This window comes from Streptomyces sp. NPDC001828, from assembly GCF_042892175.1.
Classification (GTDB): Bacteria; Actinomycetota; Actinomycetes; order Streptomycetales; family Streptomycetaceae; genus Streptomyces.
Genome location: NZ_JBIATV010000016.1, coordinates 243,845 through 260,184, shown reverse-complemented (window position 1 = coordinate 260,184; position 16,340 = coordinate 243,845). Strand labels below are relative to the sequence as shown.

The following is a 16,340-nucleotide window of genomic DNA, read 5'->3' as shown; positions in this document are numbered from 1 at the left end:
CCGGAAGCTAAGCCTTTCAGCGCCGATGGTACTGCAGGGGGGACCCTGTGGGAGAGTAGGACGCCGCCGAACAAATTTTAGGGGAAAGCCCCGCATCATGATCTGTAGAAATACGGATCACGGTGCGGGGCTTTTTCGCGTTGTGGCAGTATCTGCCCATGGAAATGGAACGTCCCTCGCACCACGTCATACGTCCCGTGCGTGCCGACGAGTGGCGCAAGGTGAAGGAGCTCCGGCTCGCTTCCCTTGCCGATCCGGCCGCGCCGGTCGCCTTCCTCGACACGTTGGAGAGCGCCTCCGCGCAGCCCGATGAGTTCTGGCAGCAGCGGGCGAAGAACGCGCAGAGCCCGTCCGTGCGGCAGTTCGTCGCCGAGGGGCCGGACGGTGAATGGGCCGGCAACGTCGTGGTGCTGATCGAGGCCGAGGGTGCCGACGATGTCTTCGGGAACAGGATCGCCTCGCCCCAGGCGCACATCGTGGGCGTCTTCGTACGGCCGGAATTCCGTGGGATCGGGCTGACCGAGCGGCTCTTCGCGGCCGCGCTGGAGTGGGCCTGGGCGCTGGAGGACCCGCGGGTGAACCGGGTCCGCCTCCTTGTGCACGAGAACAACCCGCGCGCTCGGGGCTTCTACCGGAAGGCCGGCTTCGTACTCACCGGGTTCACGGCGCAGCTGACCGATGACGGGTGCCATGACCTCGAGATGGAGATCGTGCGGCCGTAGCGGCCGAGAGCGGCGACTACGTCAGGGCCTCGGTCCAGCGGGCCCGGGCCTGTTCGGGGGAGCGGAGCAGGACCAGGAGCGGGAGTCCCTGGTCCTGACCGGTCGACAGCAGCTCCGGTAGCCGGGGAAGCGGAGCCACGGCCGCGACGTCGTCAAGGACGAGCGTCATTGGTGGGTCGAGGCGACCGTCAGATGACCGTTCGGCCATGCGGCGGCCGCGCTCGACCACGTCTGCGGCGAGTGCCGTGAGGAGCGGCATCGCGGCGGGGTCGGACCGGGGGTCCTCGATCGCTTCGCCCACCACATAAAGAGTGCCCCCCTCGTTCACAAATGATTCCAGAGCGAGCGAATCCGCTCGGTTCGGTGTGCAGGCCTCGCGGATGTGGATCGAGGAGAGGCAGGTCAGGGCTCGGGCCGTCAACTGCTGGGCGATTTCCCGGCGTTCGGGGTAGCCCGTGAGTGCCGACTCCAGGAGTCCCGCGCTGCCGCTCTGTGCCTTGGGGTGGGTGCGGAGGATGCGTACGGCCTCGTGGGCGGCCGTTCCCTGGGCCCAGCGGTGCAACTGTTTCGTCGCCCTGCCGTCGCGGCTCTCCAGGGCGGCGGCGTGCAGCCAGCAGCGCAGCAAGGTCTCCGCGGTGTCTGCCATGGCGGCGTCCATACGGGCCTGGGGGCGTACGGGGGCGAGGAGGGCGGCCGCCCTCGCGGCGGCGGTGTCCGCGTCTTCGCAGCCGGCGGTGGGGGACCAGTGGAGTCTGGCGGGGGTGTCGCAGCGGTGGGTCGGGTCGTAGACGTGTACGGGGCCGAGCTTGGCCCGGGCGTCCTTGGTCTCTGCCCACAGCGTGGGGTCCGAGGTGACGACGAGGGCTGCGCCCTCTGCGTCCTGGATGGCCTGTAGGGCGCGGGGCCTTCGGGAGTCCGGGGGGCCGAAGTGGAGGCGGGGGGTTGGCTGTTCGGGCCGGGGGGTGGGGAACTGTTCCACCCCGTTCCGCGTGGTGGGGGTTCCGGCTCCCCATGCGGGGTGGGCGGGTTCGGGGATGACGGGCACTGCCGGCGCGGGGGCGGGGTCCAGCGGGTGCTCGGGGCCGGGGGCCAGTTGGCCGTCGGGGCCCGGGGCGGGCGCCAGTTGCTGCGCGGGGTCGGCCGCGGGAATCGGGGTTCCGGCGAGCGGCGTTCGCTGCGCCCACCCCTCCCCAAGGTCTCGGCTCCGCTCGACCGGGGGAGACCCCGATTGACCTGCGGAACGACTGCCCACAGCGGGAGCGGGAGGGGAGGGGGCGGCGGCCGCGTTGCTCTCGGCGAGGGTGGAGGGGGCCGCGTTCTCCACAGCAGGGGCGGAGCTGTCCTGGGGCAGGGGCACTGGGCCTGCCAGGCGTTGCTGTCTTGTTCTCGCTCGTACGGCTCGCCAGCGGGTGAACGTACCCAGGGTGAAGATCGTCAGGACGATCAGGATCAGGAGTTCGCCGATCAGGAGGCCCCAGAAGAGGCCGTAGCCCGGGAGGGCGGGGGGTGGGGTGTCCGGCCAGGCGGTGGGGAGGTCCTGGGGGGAGGTCACCAGGGATCTCAGGGCCATCGGGCTGTGGGTGAACGATACGCCTGGGGGCCAGGACCCGTGGGTGAAGAGGCCGGCCAGGCCGGTGGCCGTCCACACCAGTACCGTCAGGCCGAGCAGGAAGGCCAGGAGGCCGACCAGGAGGGAATCGGGGATGCCTCGCTGGTCGCCTCTCGGGGTGCCGGTTCCGCTCACTTCAGGCCACCGTGGACTCGGGGGAGTCGGATGCGGACAGTTGTTGTTCGATCATCGCTGCCCGGCGTTCCGTCTCCGATTCGAGTTGGGAGTCGAGCTCCGAGGCCAGGATGTCGTCCGTCGCCGCGGACTCCGTCATCGCGCGGTCGGTGAAGACCAGCGGGCGTTCGCGTTCCGTGATCAGGTGCTTGACCACTTGGACATTGCCGTTCACGTCCCATACCGCGATGCCGGGGGTGAGGGTCGGGATGATCTCCACCGCCCAGCGTGGCAGGCCGAGGACCCGGCCCGTCGCCCTCGCCTCGTCCGCCTTCTGGGCGTAGATCGTCCTGGTCGAGGCCATCTTCAGGATCGCTGCCGCCTCCCTCGCCGCCGCGCCGTCCACGACGTCGGAGAGGTGGTGGACGACCGCCACGAAGGACAGGCCCAAGCGGCGGCCGAACTTCAGGAGACGCTGGAAGAGCTGGGCCACGAAGGGGCTGTTGATGATGTGCCAGGCCTCCTCGACCAGGAAGATGCGCTTCTTCCGGTCGGGGCGGATCCAGGTGTGCTCCAGCCAGACGCCCACGATCGCCATCAGGATCGGCATCGCGATCGAGTTCCGATCGATGTGCGAAAGGTCGAAGACGATCAGGGGGGCGTCCAGGTCGATGCCGACCGTCGTCGGGCCGTCGAACATGCCGCGCAGGTCGCCGTCGACCAGGCGGTCGAGGACCAGGGCGACGTCAAGGCCCCAGGCCCGTACGTCGTCTATGTCGACGTTCATCGCCTCGGCCGACTCGGCCTCGGGGTGGCGGAGTTGTTCCACGATGTCCGTCAGGACCGGCTGGCGGTCCGTGATCGTGCCGTTGACGTAGGCGTGCGCCACCTTGAGAGCGAAACCCGATCGTTCGTCCAAGCCGTGGCCCATCGCAACTTCGATGATCGTTCGAAGCAGCGCGAGCTGGCCGGTCGTGGTGATCGCCGGGTCCAGGGGGTTGAGCCGGATGCCGCCGTCCATCGCGGTCATCGGGTCGAGCCGGATGGGGGTTATCCCCAGCTCGCGCGCGATGAGGTTCCACTCGCCGACGCCGTCCTCGCCCTGTGCGTCGAGTACGACGACCTGACGGTCGCGGAACCTCAACTGCCGTAGGACGTACGTCTTTTCCAGCGCGGACTTGCCGTTGCCGGACTCGCCGAGCACCAGCCAGTGCGGGGCCGGGAGCTGCTGGCCGTACAGCTGGAAGGGGTCGTAGATGTAGCCCTTGCCGCTGTACACCTCGCGTCCGATGATCACGCCGGAGTCGCCGAGGCCGGGGGCGGCGGTCGGCAGGTAGACGGCCTGGGCCTGGCCCGTGGAGGTGCGGACGGGCAGCCGGGTGGTCTCCACCTTGCCGAAGAGCAGGGCGGTGAAGGCGTCGGAGACGAGAGACAGCGGATCTCGCATGGCGGGTACTGCCTCTCGGCTAGCGGCGGATTCCGGTCGCGAACGGCAAGGTGTTGACGAAGGCCCGGTGGTGCTCGCGGTCGCACCACTCCAGCTTCAGGTACGACTTGCCGGCGGAGGCTCTGATGGTCCGCTTGTCGCGGGCGAGGGCCTCCGGCGAGCGCGAGGACACCGTGATGTAGCCGACCAGGTTGACGCCGGCGGCGCCGCTTGCGAGGTCCTCGCCGCGCTGGTCCAGACGGCCGTGGGCGGCGATGTCGCGCGGGTCGACGGTGCGGTTCATCTTGGCGGCGCGGGACGCCTCCGCCTCGTCGTTGGTCTTCTCCGTGAGCATGCGCTCGATCGCGACTTCGGTCGGTTCGAGGTCCATGCAGACGGCGACCGTGCGGATCACGTCCGGGGTGTGGACGAGCAGCGGCGCGAGGAAGTTGACGCCGACCGGGGTCATCGGCCACTCCTTCACCCAGGCCGTGGCGTGGCACCAGGGCGCCCGCGTCGAGGATTCGCGGGTCTTGGCCTGGAGGTAGGTGGGCTCCACGGCGTCGAGCTCGGCCGGCCAGGCGTTGCGCTTGGTCATGGCCTGGATGTGGTCGATGGGGTGGTCCGGGTCGTACATGGAGTGCACGAGCGAGGCGAGGCGGCTCTGGCCGAGCGGCTGGCGCACCCGGATGTCGGCTTCCGCCAACCGGGCGCAGATGTCGGTCAGTTCGCGGGCCATGACCACGGCGAGGCCCGCGTCGCGGTCGAGCTTGCGGCCGTGCGGGTTGGCGGCGCGGGCCATCGCGTTGGCCTCGGCGGCGAGTTCGCGGCTGTACTGCATGCAGGCCACGAGGTAGGCGCGGTGCTGCTCGCTGGAGGTGGACACCATCGACTGGAGCTGCTCGTACGACTCCTGGAGCCAGCCGGGGGACTTGGTGTCGCCGCGCTGGGCGACGTCCTTGGCGTGCGCGTCGGGGTCGGCGGGCAGGGTGCGGGCCAGCATCTGGAGGCGCGTCACGAAGCCGTCGCCGTTGGCGACATGCTTGAGCAGCGTGCCGAAGCGGTCGACGAGGGCCTCCTGGTCCTCGCTGTCGCGCAGGCCGACGCCGGGGCCCTCGATCTCGATGGCGGCGGTGACGGTACGCCGGTCGGCGTGCAGCAGGACCGCGATCTCGTCGGGGCCGAAGGGCGCGGCCAGCCAGTTCACATGGCCGATGCCGGGCGGGGGACCCACCTCGACCTCGCGCCCGTCGAGGCGTACGCCGGCCTCGGCCGCGCCCGAACGGAAGGCGGTGCCGCGGCGCAGCGAGCGCTTGTAACTGCGGTTGATCTCGAACCACTTGTAGAACGTGCGGTGCTTGTACGGCAGGTACACCGCGGCGAGCGCCAGGAACGGGAAGCCCATCAGGAGCACGATCCGCAGGGACAGGACGGGGACGAGGAGCCCGCACATCATGCCGAGGAACGCGCCGCCGATGATCAGTACGATCTCGCCGGTCTCGCGGTTCTTGCCGACGACGGCCGACGGCCGGGCGCGGCCGATCAGATACGTACGGCGGGGCGCGACCGGTTGGGACTGGGTCGTCAACGCCCTCCACCTCCAGTGTTCTTGTTGCCTGCGGTGCCGCCGGAATTACGGCGGTGAGTGTGCGGCGTGCCGGACGTCGGGCCGGAGCCGCTGCGCGGCGGAGGTGCGGCGGAGGGGACAGATCCGCCGCCGACCCCGCCGCCGGAGCCCCGGCTGCTGTGCGCGGCCACGCCACCGGACATGGGGTTGGCGGGGCGGGCCTGGGCGGCGCCGCCCCCCTGGTTGCCCCGGCCGCTGTGGGTCTTGATGCCCTGGGAGACGAGGGCTGCGGGCGAGGAGATGAGGGCGGCGGCCTGGGAGCCGTCGGTGGCCTGCTTGCGGTTGGTGCGGGCCGAGGCGATCTCGTCGCCGAAGCCGGGTACGAAGCGGTAGATCATCGCCGAGGCGAAGATCGCGAGCAGGATGATGGCGAGGCCCGAGACGACGGCCGAGAAGGAGTCGGGGCCCTTGCCGGAGGAGAGCGCGCCGGCGAGCCCGAGCACGATCACGATGACGGGTTTCACCATGATCACGGCGATCATGATGCCCGCCCAGCGGCGTACGTGGCCCCACATGTTCTTGTCGACGAGCCCGGCGTACACGACGGTGCCGAGCAGCGCGCCGACGTACAACAGGGCGGCGCGGATGACCAGTTCGAGGAAGAGGACGCCCGCGGCGAGGATCGAGACGAGGGCGACGACGATCAGCATGATCGGGCCGCCGCCGATGTCGGTGCCCTTCTTGAGGGCGGCCGAGAACGAGCCGAAGAACACGTCCGACTGGTTGCCGGTCGCGTTCGCGATGGCCTCCGTGACGGCATCGGTGGCCGATACGACGGTGTAGAGGATCAGCGGGGTGAACGCGGAGGCGAGCACGGTCAGCCACAGGAAGCCGACGGCTTCCGAGATCGCCGTCGACAGCGGCACCCCCCGGATGGCGCGCTTGGCGACGGCCAGGAGCCACAGGACGAGGGTGAGGAAGGTGGCGGCGGCGAAGACGACGGCGTACTGGGTGCGGAAGCTGGGGTTGGTGAAGTCGACGGTCGCGGTCGACTTCACCGCGTCGGAGAGCTTGCCGACGATCCAGGCGGCGGCGTCGGCGCAGCCCTTTGCGAGGGAGGTCAGGGGGTCGGAGGCGGCGCCGCTGTCGCTGGGGGGCGGGGTGCTGCCCTTGCTCGCGCCGGATTGGCAGTACTGCTTGGCAGGGCCGATCAGAAGGTCGCAGGGGTTGTTGCTGCCGCTCGGCGAGGGCGTCGGGGTAGGCGTGGGTGTCGGGGCCGCCACGGCTCGGGTTGCGAGCAGCACCGCTGTGGTCTGCAGGGTCACGAACACCCCGGCAAGCAAGCGGAAGCGGGGACGAGGACTACCGGGCATAAGTGAAGCCTCCGTACTCCTCGACGGCCTTGCTGATGACATCGGCGCTGGACGCAGCGACATCGCCGGGGACTGGGGCCGGCCCGTCGACCTGGGTGTCGGTGGCGATCTTCCAGTCGTTGCTGGACCACTTCAGATCGAAGGTCCAGGTCTTCCACGTCGTGCGTACGGGATCGGTCGAGCCGGGTCCGGACATGCCGATGAGGCCGGTGTACCAGACGGCGATCTTCGCGCTGTCCGCGCTGTAACTCACCACTTTGGTGCCGACCGGGATGGTGCGGGACACGAACGTATTGCCCTGGGGCGGATTGCCCTCCGCGTCGAGCCCGAGCTTCTTGAGGAAGTCGGCCGAGTAAGCGCCGTCCTGAGGGCCCTTCAGGCCATCGGCGGCTTCGCTCGTGTAGGTCGAGTCCAGAATCCGGTGGCGGCTGTCCTTTTTGAACATCCCGGTGGACCCCAGCACCACGGCGTAGTTCGAGGCGGCAGACTGCGCACCCTGCTCATCGTGGGCGAAGCCCGACGCGATGCCGGCCTGTTTGCCCGGTACCGGCTTCGTGCCCGTGGCCGCCGTGGACCGCGCCGCGGGCGCCTTCGCGGTGTCGCCGTCCCCCGAGGACGGCGCGTCTGCGCCCCGGTTGGCGAAGGCGATCGCGGCCACGAGGAGGACCACGACGCCGACCACCATCACGAGCGAGCGCGAGGTGCGCTGGGGGCGGCGGGCGCCGCCGTAGACGTCGCCGGTGGTCTCGGGCATGCGCGTACGGGTCTGCCGGGTCCCGCCCAGCGTGCTGAAGCGGTCGTCGCCGCGGCCGGGGTCGCCCCCGACATGGCCCGGCTCGTCGTCGAAACTCATGCCTGCGCCCCCTCGGCCGTGTACGAATCCGCGTAGTACGACGGTAGCCGTGCTGGTTGCCGCGCGGGCGCGGTGTGGTGACTCGACATCAGGGAGACGCAACCTCTGCCGGTGGGCACGACGGACGGATGGTGTGAGGGGGACGGGAGGGGTGGCGATCCGGCTGACGCGGGGTCAGACGGCCATCCCGTACACGATGGTGAAGAGCGTGCCGAGCGAGCCGATGATGAAGACTCCGGTCAGGCCGGCCACGATCAGGCCCTTGCCCTGTTCGGCGCTGAAGGTGTCGCGCAGCGCCGTCGCTCCGATCCGCTGTTTGGCCGCGCCCCATACCGCGATGCCGAGGCAGAGGAGGATGGCGACCGCCATCACCACCTCCACCATGATGCGGGCCTCGTTGCCGAGCGTCCCGAACGGCCCCCAGTTGGGGGCGATTCCGCCGATGATGGTGGTGATGTCGCCTTTTCCGGCTGCCAGGTACATGTAACTCACCGCCCCTGTCGGGTAGTTCGATGCCCCTGCCCCACGGCATGGGTCAGGTTCTATCTTCGCTGATGAAACCGGCGGAGTGGGACGCCTTGGTGCCCCTCTTTACCCGCCCTCGCACACATGTGCCGGTCGCACCGCCCTGACCTGCGGTGAACCGGGCGTATGCGAAAACGCGTATGGTCACTCTGTGTATCACGCAGGGTGACTCCGGGCAATGACTGTCGTTGTTACACCCTTGGGCCGCTTGTCGTGTCGGCGGTCGGCGGCGCAGGTCGGAGCGACGGGCCGTTCATAGAAACTTCTCAGAAAAGGTTCATGGTCGCTCTCAGTCGGGGCAGCGAGAGTCAGAGTGTTCGCAGTCAGCAAGCACGCCCGCCGACCCCAGGAGACGCACCGTATGAAGCGCACTGGCATCTTCGGGACGAGATTCGCGACCGGCCGGGGAAGGTTCGGCGCGCTGTCCGCCGCGGCGGTGCTCCTCGTCATACCGACGTACGGGGCTCATGACGCGGGGGCGAGCGGCCGGACCACGACGGCGCCGGCCACGGCCGCCAACGCCCGGGTGGGTGCGCTGTTCAAGGGGAGCCTGGACGACGGGCACTACTGCACCGCGTCGGTGGTGCACAGCTCGGGCCACGATCTCATCGTCACGGCCGCGCACTGTCTGCCGGCGGACGAGTCGGAGGGCGGCAAGGCGGTGTTCGCGCCCGCCTATCGGGACGGTTCGGCGCCGTACGGGACGTGGCCGGTGGAGTCGGTGTACGAGGACGACAGCTGGAACGAGGACGGCGACCAGGACAGCGACGTCGCGTTCGCGGTCCTGGGGGCGGGTTCCGAGGGGGGCAGGCAGATCGAGGACGCGGTGGGCGCCGCCCCGCTGTTCGCGGGCCGCGCGACCGGGGAGTCCGCGACGCTGACCGGATACCCCTCCGACACCGATGTGCCGCAGGTCTGCGAGAACACGTCCGTCGCGTACGGGGACACCCAGCAGCGCATCGACTGCCCCGACTTCCCGGGCGGCACCAGCGGCAGCCCGTGGGTCGTCGAGGGCGGGGCGGTGGCGGGGGTGATCGGCGGCTACCAGTTCGGCGGGGACGACCCCGACGTCTCCTACAGCATCGTCTTCGGGCCGCGCGTCAAGTCGCTGTACCAGCTGGCGGACGCCGCCGGTGCGCCGAAGCCGGCGGTTCCCGAGGCCTCGGCGGCGAAGGCGGACCCGGTGCCGGTGGCGGCCGCAACCGAGGAGCCCGCCGCCGAACCTCCCGTCTCCAGCACGCCCCTGAAGAACGGTCAGGCCATGCCGTGCGCCTGCATGATGCCGTGAGCGTCGGCAGGACCGGCATCCGCCGAGCGCTTCCGCAGTCCCCGTAGGCCCTGCGCCGTTACGCCCTCCCCTGCGCCTGGACGGTGACGTACCGTCATGCGAGCGTGGTCCGGGGTCACGGGAGCGACGTGTGCGACCGGCTCCTGGCCGAATGAGCGAGGGTCCGACACGAGTGCGAGCGAAGTGGCGGTGAACCGCGCCTCGATGGGGGAGGGTTGAGGGGTGCGCAGAGTCTGGGTGATCGGCGGGATCGGGTTCGGGGTGTGCCTGAGCTTCGTCGCGCTGCTCGTCGTCGGTACGTATTCGGCCGCCGCCGGGCTGGCCTCCCGGGCGGGCGGTGCCGTCGGCCTCGCCAAGGGGGCCGTGCCCGCGCTCTACCAGCCGCTCGTGCAGAAGTGGGGCGACTACTGCCCCAGTCTCAATCCGGCGATGCTCGCCGCCCAGCTCTACTCGGAGAGCGGCTGGAAGACGACCGCCGTCAGCCCGGTCAACGCGCAGGGCATCGCCCAGTTCATGCCCGCGACCTGGGCGAGTCACGGCATCGACGGCAATGGTGACGGCAAACGGGACATCTGGGATCCGGCCGACGCCATTCCGTCAGCGGCCTCCTACGACTGCGAATTGGCCAAATACGTCAAGGACGTGCCCGGCGACGCGAGCGACAACATGCTGGCCGCGTACAACGCGGGCGCGTACGCGGTCATCAAGTACAAGGGCGTTCCGCCGTACAAGGAGACCCAGGGCTATGTGAAGACCATCCGCTCCCTGGAGAAGAGTTTCGCCGCCCCCGTGGGCCGGGTGCAGCCCTCGCAGCAGGCCGCCGGGGCCATCTACTACGCGCAGCAGAAGCTCGGCACGCCCTACCTCTGGGGCGGGGAGGGGACGCCCGAGCAAGGGGGGCGTTTCGACTGTTCGGGGCTTACGCAGGCCGCGTACCAGAGCGTCGGGATCACGCTGCCCCGCGTCGCCAACGACCAGTACAACGCCGGCCCGCACCCCGCCCGCAACGAGCTGCTGCCGGGCGACCTGGTGTTCTTCTCGACCGACCTCGGCAATTCGCGGGCCATCCACCACGTGGGCCTGTACGTGGGTGGCGGGTACATGATCAACGCCCCCTACACCGGCGCCGTCATCCGCTTCGACAAGATCGACGCACCCGACTACTTCGGCGCGACCCGGGTGACCAAGGACGGCGCCGCGGCGCTCCCCACGCTCCAACCGGGGGCTTGAACAAGGCCTTTCGATGGCTGGAACTCTCCGTGAAGCCAGGGCCCTGAGCTGCGGCTATTCGTCACTCTTCGATAACGTCGAGGTGATCATTCAGTGGAGAGTGGAACGCGGCGGCCGTGGAGGGCGTTCCCTGGACAGTGACTGATGTACGTACTGACCACGGGGGTTGGTAGCAGGACGGATCAAGGCAAGGGGCCGCAGCATGGCTGGACTCGCATTCGACGGAGCGAATCCCGATGTCAGCCTGCTCTACGACATCAACGGACTCGCCAAGGACGCCCCCTCCTGGCTCGACCGGGCCATGGCCTTCGTCGGGGAGTACGGGATCCTGCTCGGCCTCGTGCTCGTCGTGCTGTGGTGCTGGTGGAGCGTGCGGGGCTCGGAGGACCGGCAGGCGGCGGTGGCTTCCGTCGCCGGGATCGTGTGGGCGCCGCTGGCCGCCGGGATCGCCGTCCTGGTCAACATCCCCATCCGCGGTTTCGTGGAACGGCCGAGGCCCTTCCTCGACCACAAGGGGCTCGACGTCCTGGTCGGCGGTAAGACCGACTTCTCGTTCGTCAGCGATCACGCCACCCTCGCCATGGCGCTCGGGGCCGGACTGTTCGTCGCCCACCGGAAGTTCGGCCTGATCGCGCTCGGCCTCGCCCTGCTCGAAGGGTTCTGCCGGGTCTACATGGGCGTGCACTACCCGACCGACGTCGTCGGCGGGTTCGCGCTCGGCACGGCGGTCACGCTGCTGCTCGCCCCGCTCGCCCAGCTGCTGCTCACCCCGGTCGTCGCGGCCGTCGCCCGCTCGCGGCGGCTCGGCCTCCTGGTGCACTCGCGCAAGGCCCTGACGGTGGTTCACGCCGCGCCCGGCGGCGCGGTCGAGCGCTCGGGTCCCGAGGAGCGCGACCTCGCGGCCTGACGCCCCCGCCCGGCCCGGCTTGTTCAGAGGGTCTGTCGGAGGGCTTGTCGGAGGATCGGTCGCAGGGTCCCGTCAGAGGGCCTGGGGGAAGTCGAAGAGCCGGTCCGGGTCGTACTGCTTCTTCAGCGCGGCCAGGCGCGGCGCGGCCGTCCCGTAGTAGGCCGTACGCCAGTCCGTGAGCGAGGGGTCCGGGTAGTTCTGGTAGGCCGCGCCCGAGGCGTACGGGCGCATCGCGTCGTGCGTACGGGCCAGCCAGGACTGCTGGGTCGAGCCGGAGGTGCCCGGCCGCCACGAGGCGATGTACTGGGCGAGCACGCGTGAGGTGCGGTGCACGAAGGCGGTGGCGTCGGGGGCGACCCGGTTGATCGCGCCGCCGAGCGCGGTGAGCACGACGGTCCCGCCGCCCCCGTTGTCGGCCGCCGCGATGTGCGTGAACTCCTCGGTGCTGGTGAGGAGTTGGCGTATCCCGGCGTCCGGTATCGCCTTGGTGTAGAAGTCGGACTTCGCGGCGTACGTCTCGCGCTGGAGCACTCCCTGCGGGCTGCGGCCGGGGGTCCGGCCGGGCAGGTGGCACTGGGTCTGGCTGAACGTCGAGCAGCCCCCGTACAGCAGCATCGCGTCCTGGAAGCCGGTGCGGTGCAGGGACACCGAGGACGCGGAGGCGCCCGCCCGGTCGGCGAGGCGGTCGAGGGCGTTCTGCAGGTCCCCGTACGAGCCGAGGGAGAACGCGGTGACGGTGAGCGTCGGGTTGCCACCGCCGGCGCCGCCCGCCAGATGCGCGGCGGACCAGATCTCGTCCGCCTGGTCGGGACCCCACTCCTGCCAGGCCCCGATCACCGCCCGCGCCTGGCGCCACGGCCAGGTGAGATAGGCGGTGACGCCCTGCGGGGCCTCGTGGGTGCGGAAGGCGAGGCCGGTGACCACGCCGAAGTTGCCGTTGCCCGCGCCGCGCAGGGCCCAGAACAGATCCGGGTTCTGTTTCCCACTCGCCGTCAGTTTCCGGCCATCGGCGGTGACGAGGCTCACGGAGGTCAGGCTGTCGCAGGCGAGCCCGTACGCGCGGGCCGTGACGCCGTGGCCGCCGCCCAGGGTCAGGCCCGAGACGGCGACGGTGGGGCAGGAGCCGCCGGGGATGGTGCGGCCGCTCTTGGCGAGGCCGGTGTACACGTCGAGCAGCCGGGCGCCCGCGCCGACGGTGCCGTCGGCCGACACGGCGTTCAGGCGCGATACGTCGATGACCAGGCGCCCGGTCCCCGACGACCAGCCGGCGTAGTCGTGGCCGCCGCTGCGGACGGCGATCGGGGCGTGGTGGGCGCGGGCGTAGGCGAGGCACTCCTGGACGTCCGCCTCGTGCGCCACGTACGCCACGGCGTCGGGCTTCTGGTCGTCGAAGCGGGTGTTGTAGAGCTGGCGGGCGGTGGCGTAGTCGGCGTCCCCGGGGCGGACGAGCTTGCCCTCCAGGGAGTGGGCCAGGGCGTTCCAGTCGGCGGGGGCCGAGGCGCTCGGCGACGGGCTGCGGCTCGCGGTGCCGGTGGGCTTGCCGGTGCCGGTCGGGGCGGGTTCCGGGTGCGCGGTGCTGCCGCAGGCGGAGGTGGCGAGGGTGCCCGCGGCGGTGCCGGTGGCTGCGGTCAGGAGGGTGCGGCGGCGCATGGGGGCTCCCGGGGGGCGTGGGGGGCGCTGGGCTGGCTCCTTCCCCGGGCCGCCCGTTCCCGAACCGGGAAAGGTGCGGGGAAAGGGGCAGGGGGGCCCGTCGGCCGCCCCGGGCTCAGTCGGCGGACGCGGCCGGGTCGGGGGAGTCGTGGGCTTCGGCGTCCGTACGGGCTCTGTCGCGGCTGCGGCGGGCCGGGCCCGTCCAGCCGCAGGAGCAACGGGCCACCGCGAAGCTGCCGCGTTCCGTGATGGTGGTCTGGTGGGGCACCTCACCACCGTACTGCGGGCGTGACGGCGGCCGTACCGCGGTCGTTAGGGGTACGGGCTATGCCAAGGGCGTTGGGGGTTCGGCGGCGATGGTGGTGCAACGGCACGGAGCCGGGCGAGCGGGCGCGATCGTGACCGCCGCGGTGGTGAGCGCGGTGGTGGCGGCCGCCGGCGGATGCGGTGGGAGCACGGCGGAGATGGCGGGCGGGCCCGCGTCCGACCCGGCCGCGCTGGTGCGCACGGCCGCCGACCGCCTGGTGGCGGCGGGCAGTTCACAGGCCACCACCTCCATGGAGATGGCCACCGGGGGCACCCGGGTCACCATCCGGGGCGAGGGCACCTACGACTTCCGGCGCAGGACCGGGCAGTTGACGGTGATGCTGCCCAAGGACGCGAAGGGCGCGGAGGAACGGCGCCCGATCACCGAGATCCTCGCGCCGGGCGCGCTCTACATGAAGAACCGGGGAGCCGGGGTGCCCGCGGACAAATGGGTACGGGTCGACACCACCGCGCTCGCCGACGGCAACCTGGTCACGGGCGGCGCCACCGACCCGTACGCCGCCGCCGAACTGCTGCGCGGCGCGCGGGACGTGACGTACGTAGGTGAGGAGAGCCTCGCCGGGGTGAAGGTGCGGCACTACCGGGGGAGCGCGGTGCTGCTGGCGAAGGTGGCGAAAGGGTTCTCCAGGGCCGCTGTGCCGTTCGACGCGTACTTCGACGGGGCGGGGCGGCTGTGCAAGGTGCGTCAGCAGTTCAGTTACGTCAACCGGGACCGGCCCGTCGCGGTCGCCTCGACGACGCTGCTGTACGGGTTCGGGGCGGCGGTCGGCGTACGGCTGCCGGAGGCGCGGGACATCTTCGACGGGAAGATCCAGCCGTAATCAGCCAGATATGGCCCCCTCAGGTGGGGTGGGGGTGGCGGAAATGGTCCGTCCGTGCCATGCGCGGTCCGTGTCTCCCTCCCTACGCTAGGAAGCCGAGCGGCGACGGCGGAAGAGCGGGAAGAGGTCGAGGAAGAGGTGATGTGCGTGGCTTCGCTTCGCGGTGCGACCGTCCAGGACCACGTGGCCCTCGTCGAGATCGAACTGTGCGGTGAGTTGATGATCGCGGCGTCTGCGGCGGAGGGGGACCGGCTCAGTCCGGACCTCATCGACGAGGTCCTGAACGTCGGACGCCCGGGCCCGCCCCCACCGCCCGGGGCCCGGCCCCGGTAGCCCCCTTGGTGTGGGGTGCGCCCTCGGGGGCGGGGGCGCTGTTGCGGGTTCGGGGTGCGGGTCCTGCGGGCCTGCCGGTCCTGCGGGGCCGTTCGCGCAGTTCCCCGCGCCCCTGAACCTGCTTTCGGCTGCGGGCCGTGGGGGCCGTTTGCGCAGTTCCCCGCGCCCCTAACCCCTTGTTCGGGCTCGCGTCGTGCTTGGTTGCTCGCGCAGTTCCTCGCGCCCCTAACCCCGTTTTCGGCTGCGGGTCGTGGGGGCTGCTCGCGCAGTTCCCCGCGCCCCTTAGCGGTGCTGGTGCGGCCCGCATTGGGGCGTTTCAGCCTGTTCGGCGTTTGAGGGCGAGTGCCCTTGAGGCGCGAACGGGGGGCGGGGCGGGGCTCCGGAGGGGGGCGCGTCAGGTGCGCATCATGCGGGCGATGGCCTTGGTGGCCTCTTCCACCTTCGCGTCGATCTCGTCCCCGCCCTTGACCGCCGCGTCGGCCACGCAGTGCCGCAGGTGCTCCTCCAGGAGCTGGAGCGCGAAGGACTGCAGGGCCTTGGTGGACGCGGAGACCTGGGTGAGTATGTCGATGCAGTAGACGTCCTCGTCGACCATCCGCTGGAGGCCGCGGATCTGGCCCTCGATCCGGCGCAGCCGCTTGAGGTGCTCGTCCTTCTGCTGGTGATAGCCGTGCACGCCGCGGTCGTGATCGGTCACAGGGGTCTCGACCGGGGGGCCGGCTGCCTCGGTGGTCGTCATCGCGTCCTCCCGTTGTCTGCCAAGTGGTCTGCCATGTGCCTGGTGGCCTGCCGTGTGGGGCAAGGGGTTTGATACCCCTCATGGGTATATGGTAACGAATTTCCGGATCCCCGGCGGGGGCCCGTGCTGATCACTGTGCCTGATGGGCGACACTGAAGAACGCCGGTTAGCCGTGGCCGGATGATGCGCCTAGCATCAGCCTGACCGAATCCCAAGCACTCCGAGGACCCCACGTGCGCTTTCGTCTGACCCCCAGGGAGACGAGCTTCTACGACATGTTCTCCGCATCCGCGGACAACATCGTCACGGGCTCGAAGCTCCTCATGGAACTGCTCGGAGCGGATTCCGCGTCCCGGGCCGAGATCGCGGAGCGCATGCGGGCAGCGGAGCACGCGGGGGACGATGCCACCCACGCGATCTTCCACCAGCTGAACTCCTCCTTCATCACGCCGTTCGACCGCGAGGACATCTACAACCTCGCCTCGTGTCTCGACGACATCATGGACTTCATGGAGGAGGCCGTCGACCTGGTCGTCCTCTACAACGTGGAGGAACTGCCCAAGGGCGTCGAGCAGCAGATCGAGGTGCTCAACCGGGCGGCCGTCCTGACCGCCGAGGCGATGCCGAACCTGCGGACGATGTCAAATCTGACCGAGTACTGGATCGAGGTCAACCGCCTCGAGAACCAGGCCGACCAGATCCACCGCAAGCTGCTCGCCCACCTCTTCAACGGCAAGTACGACGCCATCGAGGTGCTCAAGCTGAAGCAGATCGTGGACGTACTCGAAGAGGCGGCGGACGCGTTCGAGCACGTGGCGAACACGGTGGAGACCATCGCCGTCAAGGAGTCCTGACC

16 protein-coding genes are annotated in these 16,340 nt (G+C 70.4%); 7 read left to right on the top strand and 9 right to left on the bottom strand.

The genetic code is table 11. The features are described from left to right. Positions 1-158: 158 nt before the first annotated feature. A complete protein-coding gene (locus tag ACFYZA_RS35325; RefSeq protein WP_388494567.1) occupies positions 159-722 on the top strand; it encodes a GNAT family N-acetyltransferase in 564 nt (187 codons plus the stop codon). Positions 723-738: 16 nt separating this feature from the next. Here ACFYZA_RS35325 and ACFYZA_RS35320 read toward each other — a convergent pair whose 3' ends face one another. From ACFYZA_RS35320 to ACFYZA_RS35295, 6 genes are all read right to left on the bottom strand, one after another. Beyond that, positions 739-2,466 (bottom strand): type VI secretion protein, encoded by a 1,728-nt coding sequence (locus tag ACFYZA_RS35320; RefSeq protein ID WP_388494566.1) that lies wholly within the window; start codon positions 2,464-2,466, stop codon positions 739-741. 1 nt (position 2,467) lies between these two features. Further along, on the bottom strand, positions 2,468-3,892 hold the full coding sequence (locus ACFYZA_RS35315; RefSeq protein ID WP_388494565.1) for an ATP-binding protein: 1,425 nt from the start codon (positions 3,890-3,892) through the stop codon (positions 2,468-2,470). 19 nt (positions 3,893-3,911) lie between these two features. After that, positions 3,912-5,459 (bottom strand): SCO6880 family protein, encoded by a 1,548-nt coding sequence (locus tag ACFYZA_RS35310; protein ID WP_382596249.1) that lies wholly within the window; start codon positions 5,457-5,459, stop codon positions 3,912-3,914. After that, a complete protein-coding gene (locus ACFYZA_RS35305) occupies positions 5,456-6,811 on the bottom strand; it encodes a hypothetical protein (RefSeq protein ID WP_388494564.1) in 1,356 nt (451 codons plus the stop codon). The genes ACFYZA_RS35310 and ACFYZA_RS35305 overlap by 4 nt, the downstream gene beginning before the upstream one ends. After that, positions 6,801-7,664 carry a hypothetical protein gene (locus ACFYZA_RS35300; protein ID WP_388494563.1) on the bottom strand — a complete coding sequence of 288 codons (864 nt, stop codon included), beginning with the start codon at positions 7,662-7,664 and terminating at the stop codon, positions 6,801-6,803. Before ACFYZA_RS35300 ends, ACFYZA_RS35305 begins: the two co-directional genes overlap by 11 nt. 174 nt (positions 7,665-7,838) lie before the next feature. Then, positions 7,839-8,147 (bottom strand): hypothetical protein, encoded by a 309-nt coding sequence (locus ACFYZA_RS35295; RefSeq protein ID WP_053729027.1) that lies wholly within the window; start codon positions 8,145-8,147, stop codon positions 7,839-7,841. 403 nt (positions 8,148-8,550) lie between these two features. On the opposite strand from ACFYZA_RS35295, the gene ACFYZA_RS35290 reads away from it, so the two are divergent. From ACFYZA_RS35290 to ACFYZA_RS35280, 3 genes are all read left to right on the top strand, one after another. Beyond that, complete coding sequence (locus ACFYZA_RS35290; RefSeq protein WP_382596259.1) at positions 8,551-9,477, top strand: trypsin-like serine peptidase; 927 nt, start codon at positions 8,551-8,553, stop codon at positions 9,475-9,477. A gap of 237 nt (positions 9,478-9,714) precedes the next feature. Next, entirely contained in the window at positions 9,715-10,707 is a 993-nt protein-coding gene (locus ACFYZA_RS35285) for an NlpC/P60 family protein (protein ID WP_382596404.1), read from the top strand. 202 nt (positions 10,708-10,909) lie between these two features. Next, the gene (locus ACFYZA_RS35280) at positions 10,910-11,614 is read left to right on the top strand and encodes a phosphatase PAP2 family protein (RefSeq protein ID WP_382596262.1); all 705 of its coding nucleotides are present in this window, start codon (positions 10,910-10,912) and stop codon (positions 11,612-11,614) included. 72 nt (positions 11,615-11,686) lie between these two features. On the opposite strand, the gene ACFYZA_RS35275 is transcribed toward ACFYZA_RS35280, so the two are convergent. Together ACFYZA_RS35275 and ACFYZA_RS35270 are read right to left on the bottom strand one after the other, a co-directional pair. Beyond that, positions 11,687-13,264 (bottom strand): FAD-binding oxidoreductase, encoded by a 1,578-nt coding sequence (locus ACFYZA_RS35275; RefSeq protein WP_388494562.1) that lies wholly within the window; start codon positions 13,262-13,264, stop codon positions 11,687-11,689. A gap of 115 nt (positions 13,265-13,379) precedes the next feature. Further along, the gene (locus tag ACFYZA_RS35270; protein WP_382596268.1) at positions 13,380-13,532 is read right to left on the bottom strand and encodes a hypothetical protein; all 153 of its coding nucleotides are present in this window, start codon (positions 13,530-13,532) and stop codon (positions 13,380-13,382) included. Between the two features lie 88 nt (positions 13,533-13,620). Between ACFYZA_RS35270 and ACFYZA_RS35265 the strand changes: the two genes are divergently transcribed. Beyond that, positions 13,621-14,412, top strand: a complete 792-nt coding sequence (locus ACFYZA_RS35265) for a hypothetical protein (RefSeq protein ID WP_388494561.1) — start codon at positions 13,621-13,623, stop codon at positions 14,410-14,412. 141 nt (positions 14,413-14,553) lie between these two features. Then, positions 14,554-14,745, top strand: a complete 192-nt coding sequence (locus ACFYZA_RS35260) for a hypothetical protein (RefSeq protein ID WP_382596274.1) — start codon at positions 14,554-14,556, stop codon at positions 14,743-14,745. 394 nt (positions 14,746-15,139) lie between these two features. Here the strand turns inward: ACFYZA_RS35260 and ACFYZA_RS35255 are convergent, their stop codons facing one another. Next, positions 15,140-15,484 carry a metal-sensitive transcriptional regulator gene (locus ACFYZA_RS35255; RefSeq protein WP_345259546.1) on the bottom strand — a complete coding sequence of 115 codons (345 nt, stop codon included), beginning with the start codon at positions 15,482-15,484 and terminating at the stop codon, positions 15,140-15,142. Positions 15,485-15,717: 233 nt separating this feature from the next. On the opposite strand from ACFYZA_RS35255, the gene ACFYZA_RS35250 reads away from it, so the two are divergent. Further along, positions 15,718-16,338, top strand: a complete 621-nt coding sequence (locus tag ACFYZA_RS35250) for a DUF47 domain-containing protein (protein ID WP_053729022.1) — start codon at positions 15,718-15,720, stop codon at positions 16,336-16,338. Positions 16,339-16,340 lie beyond the last annotated feature (2 nt).

What these genes read in the sequence shown, in the direction of transcription:
- ACFYZA_RS35275 (WP_388494562.1), bottom strand. Translation starts at nt 13,264, where the DNA reads ATGCGCCGCCGCACCCTCCTGACCGCAGCCACCGGCACCGCCGCGGGC.
- ACFYZA_RS35295 (WP_053729027.1), bottom strand. Translation starts at nt 8,147, where the DNA reads ATGTACCTGGCAGCCGGAAAAGGCGACATCACCACCATCATCGGCGGA.
- ACFYZA_RS35305 (WP_388494564.1), bottom strand. Translation starts at nt 6,811, where the DNA reads ATGCCCGGTAGTCCTCGTCCCCGCTTCCGCTTGCTTGCCGGGGTGTTC.
- ACFYZA_RS35265 (WP_388494561.1), top strand. Translation starts at nt 13,621, where the DNA reads ATGGTGGTGCAACGGCACGGAGCCGGGCGAGCGGGCGCGATCGTGACC.
- ACFYZA_RS35300 (WP_388494563.1), bottom strand. Translation starts at nt 7,664, where the DNA reads ATGAGTTTCGACGACGAGCCGGGCCATGTCGGGGGCGACCCCGGCCGC.
- ACFYZA_RS35255 (WP_345259546.1), bottom strand. Translation starts at nt 15,484, where the DNA reads ATGACGACCACCGAGGCAGCCGGCCCCCCGGTCGAGACCCCTGTGACC.
- ACFYZA_RS35260 (WP_382596274.1), top strand. Translation starts at nt 14,554, where the DNA reads ATGTGCGTGGCTTCGCTTCGCGGTGCGACCGTCCAGGACCACGTGGCC.
- ACFYZA_RS35325 (WP_388494567.1), top strand. Translation starts at nt 159, where the DNA reads ATGGAAATGGAACGTCCCTCGCACCACGTCATACGTCCCGTGCGTGCC.
- ACFYZA_RS35315 (WP_388494565.1), bottom strand. Translation starts at nt 3,892, where the DNA reads ATGCGAGATCCGCTGTCTCTCGTCTCCGACGCCTTCACCGCCCTGCTC.
- ACFYZA_RS35280 (WP_382596262.1), top strand. Translation starts at nt 10,910, where the DNA reads ATGGCTGGACTCGCATTCGACGGAGCGAATCCCGATGTCAGCCTGCTC.
- ACFYZA_RS35290 (WP_382596259.1), top strand. Translation starts at nt 8,551, where the DNA reads ATGAAGCGCACTGGCATCTTCGGGACGAGATTCGCGACCGGCCGGGGA.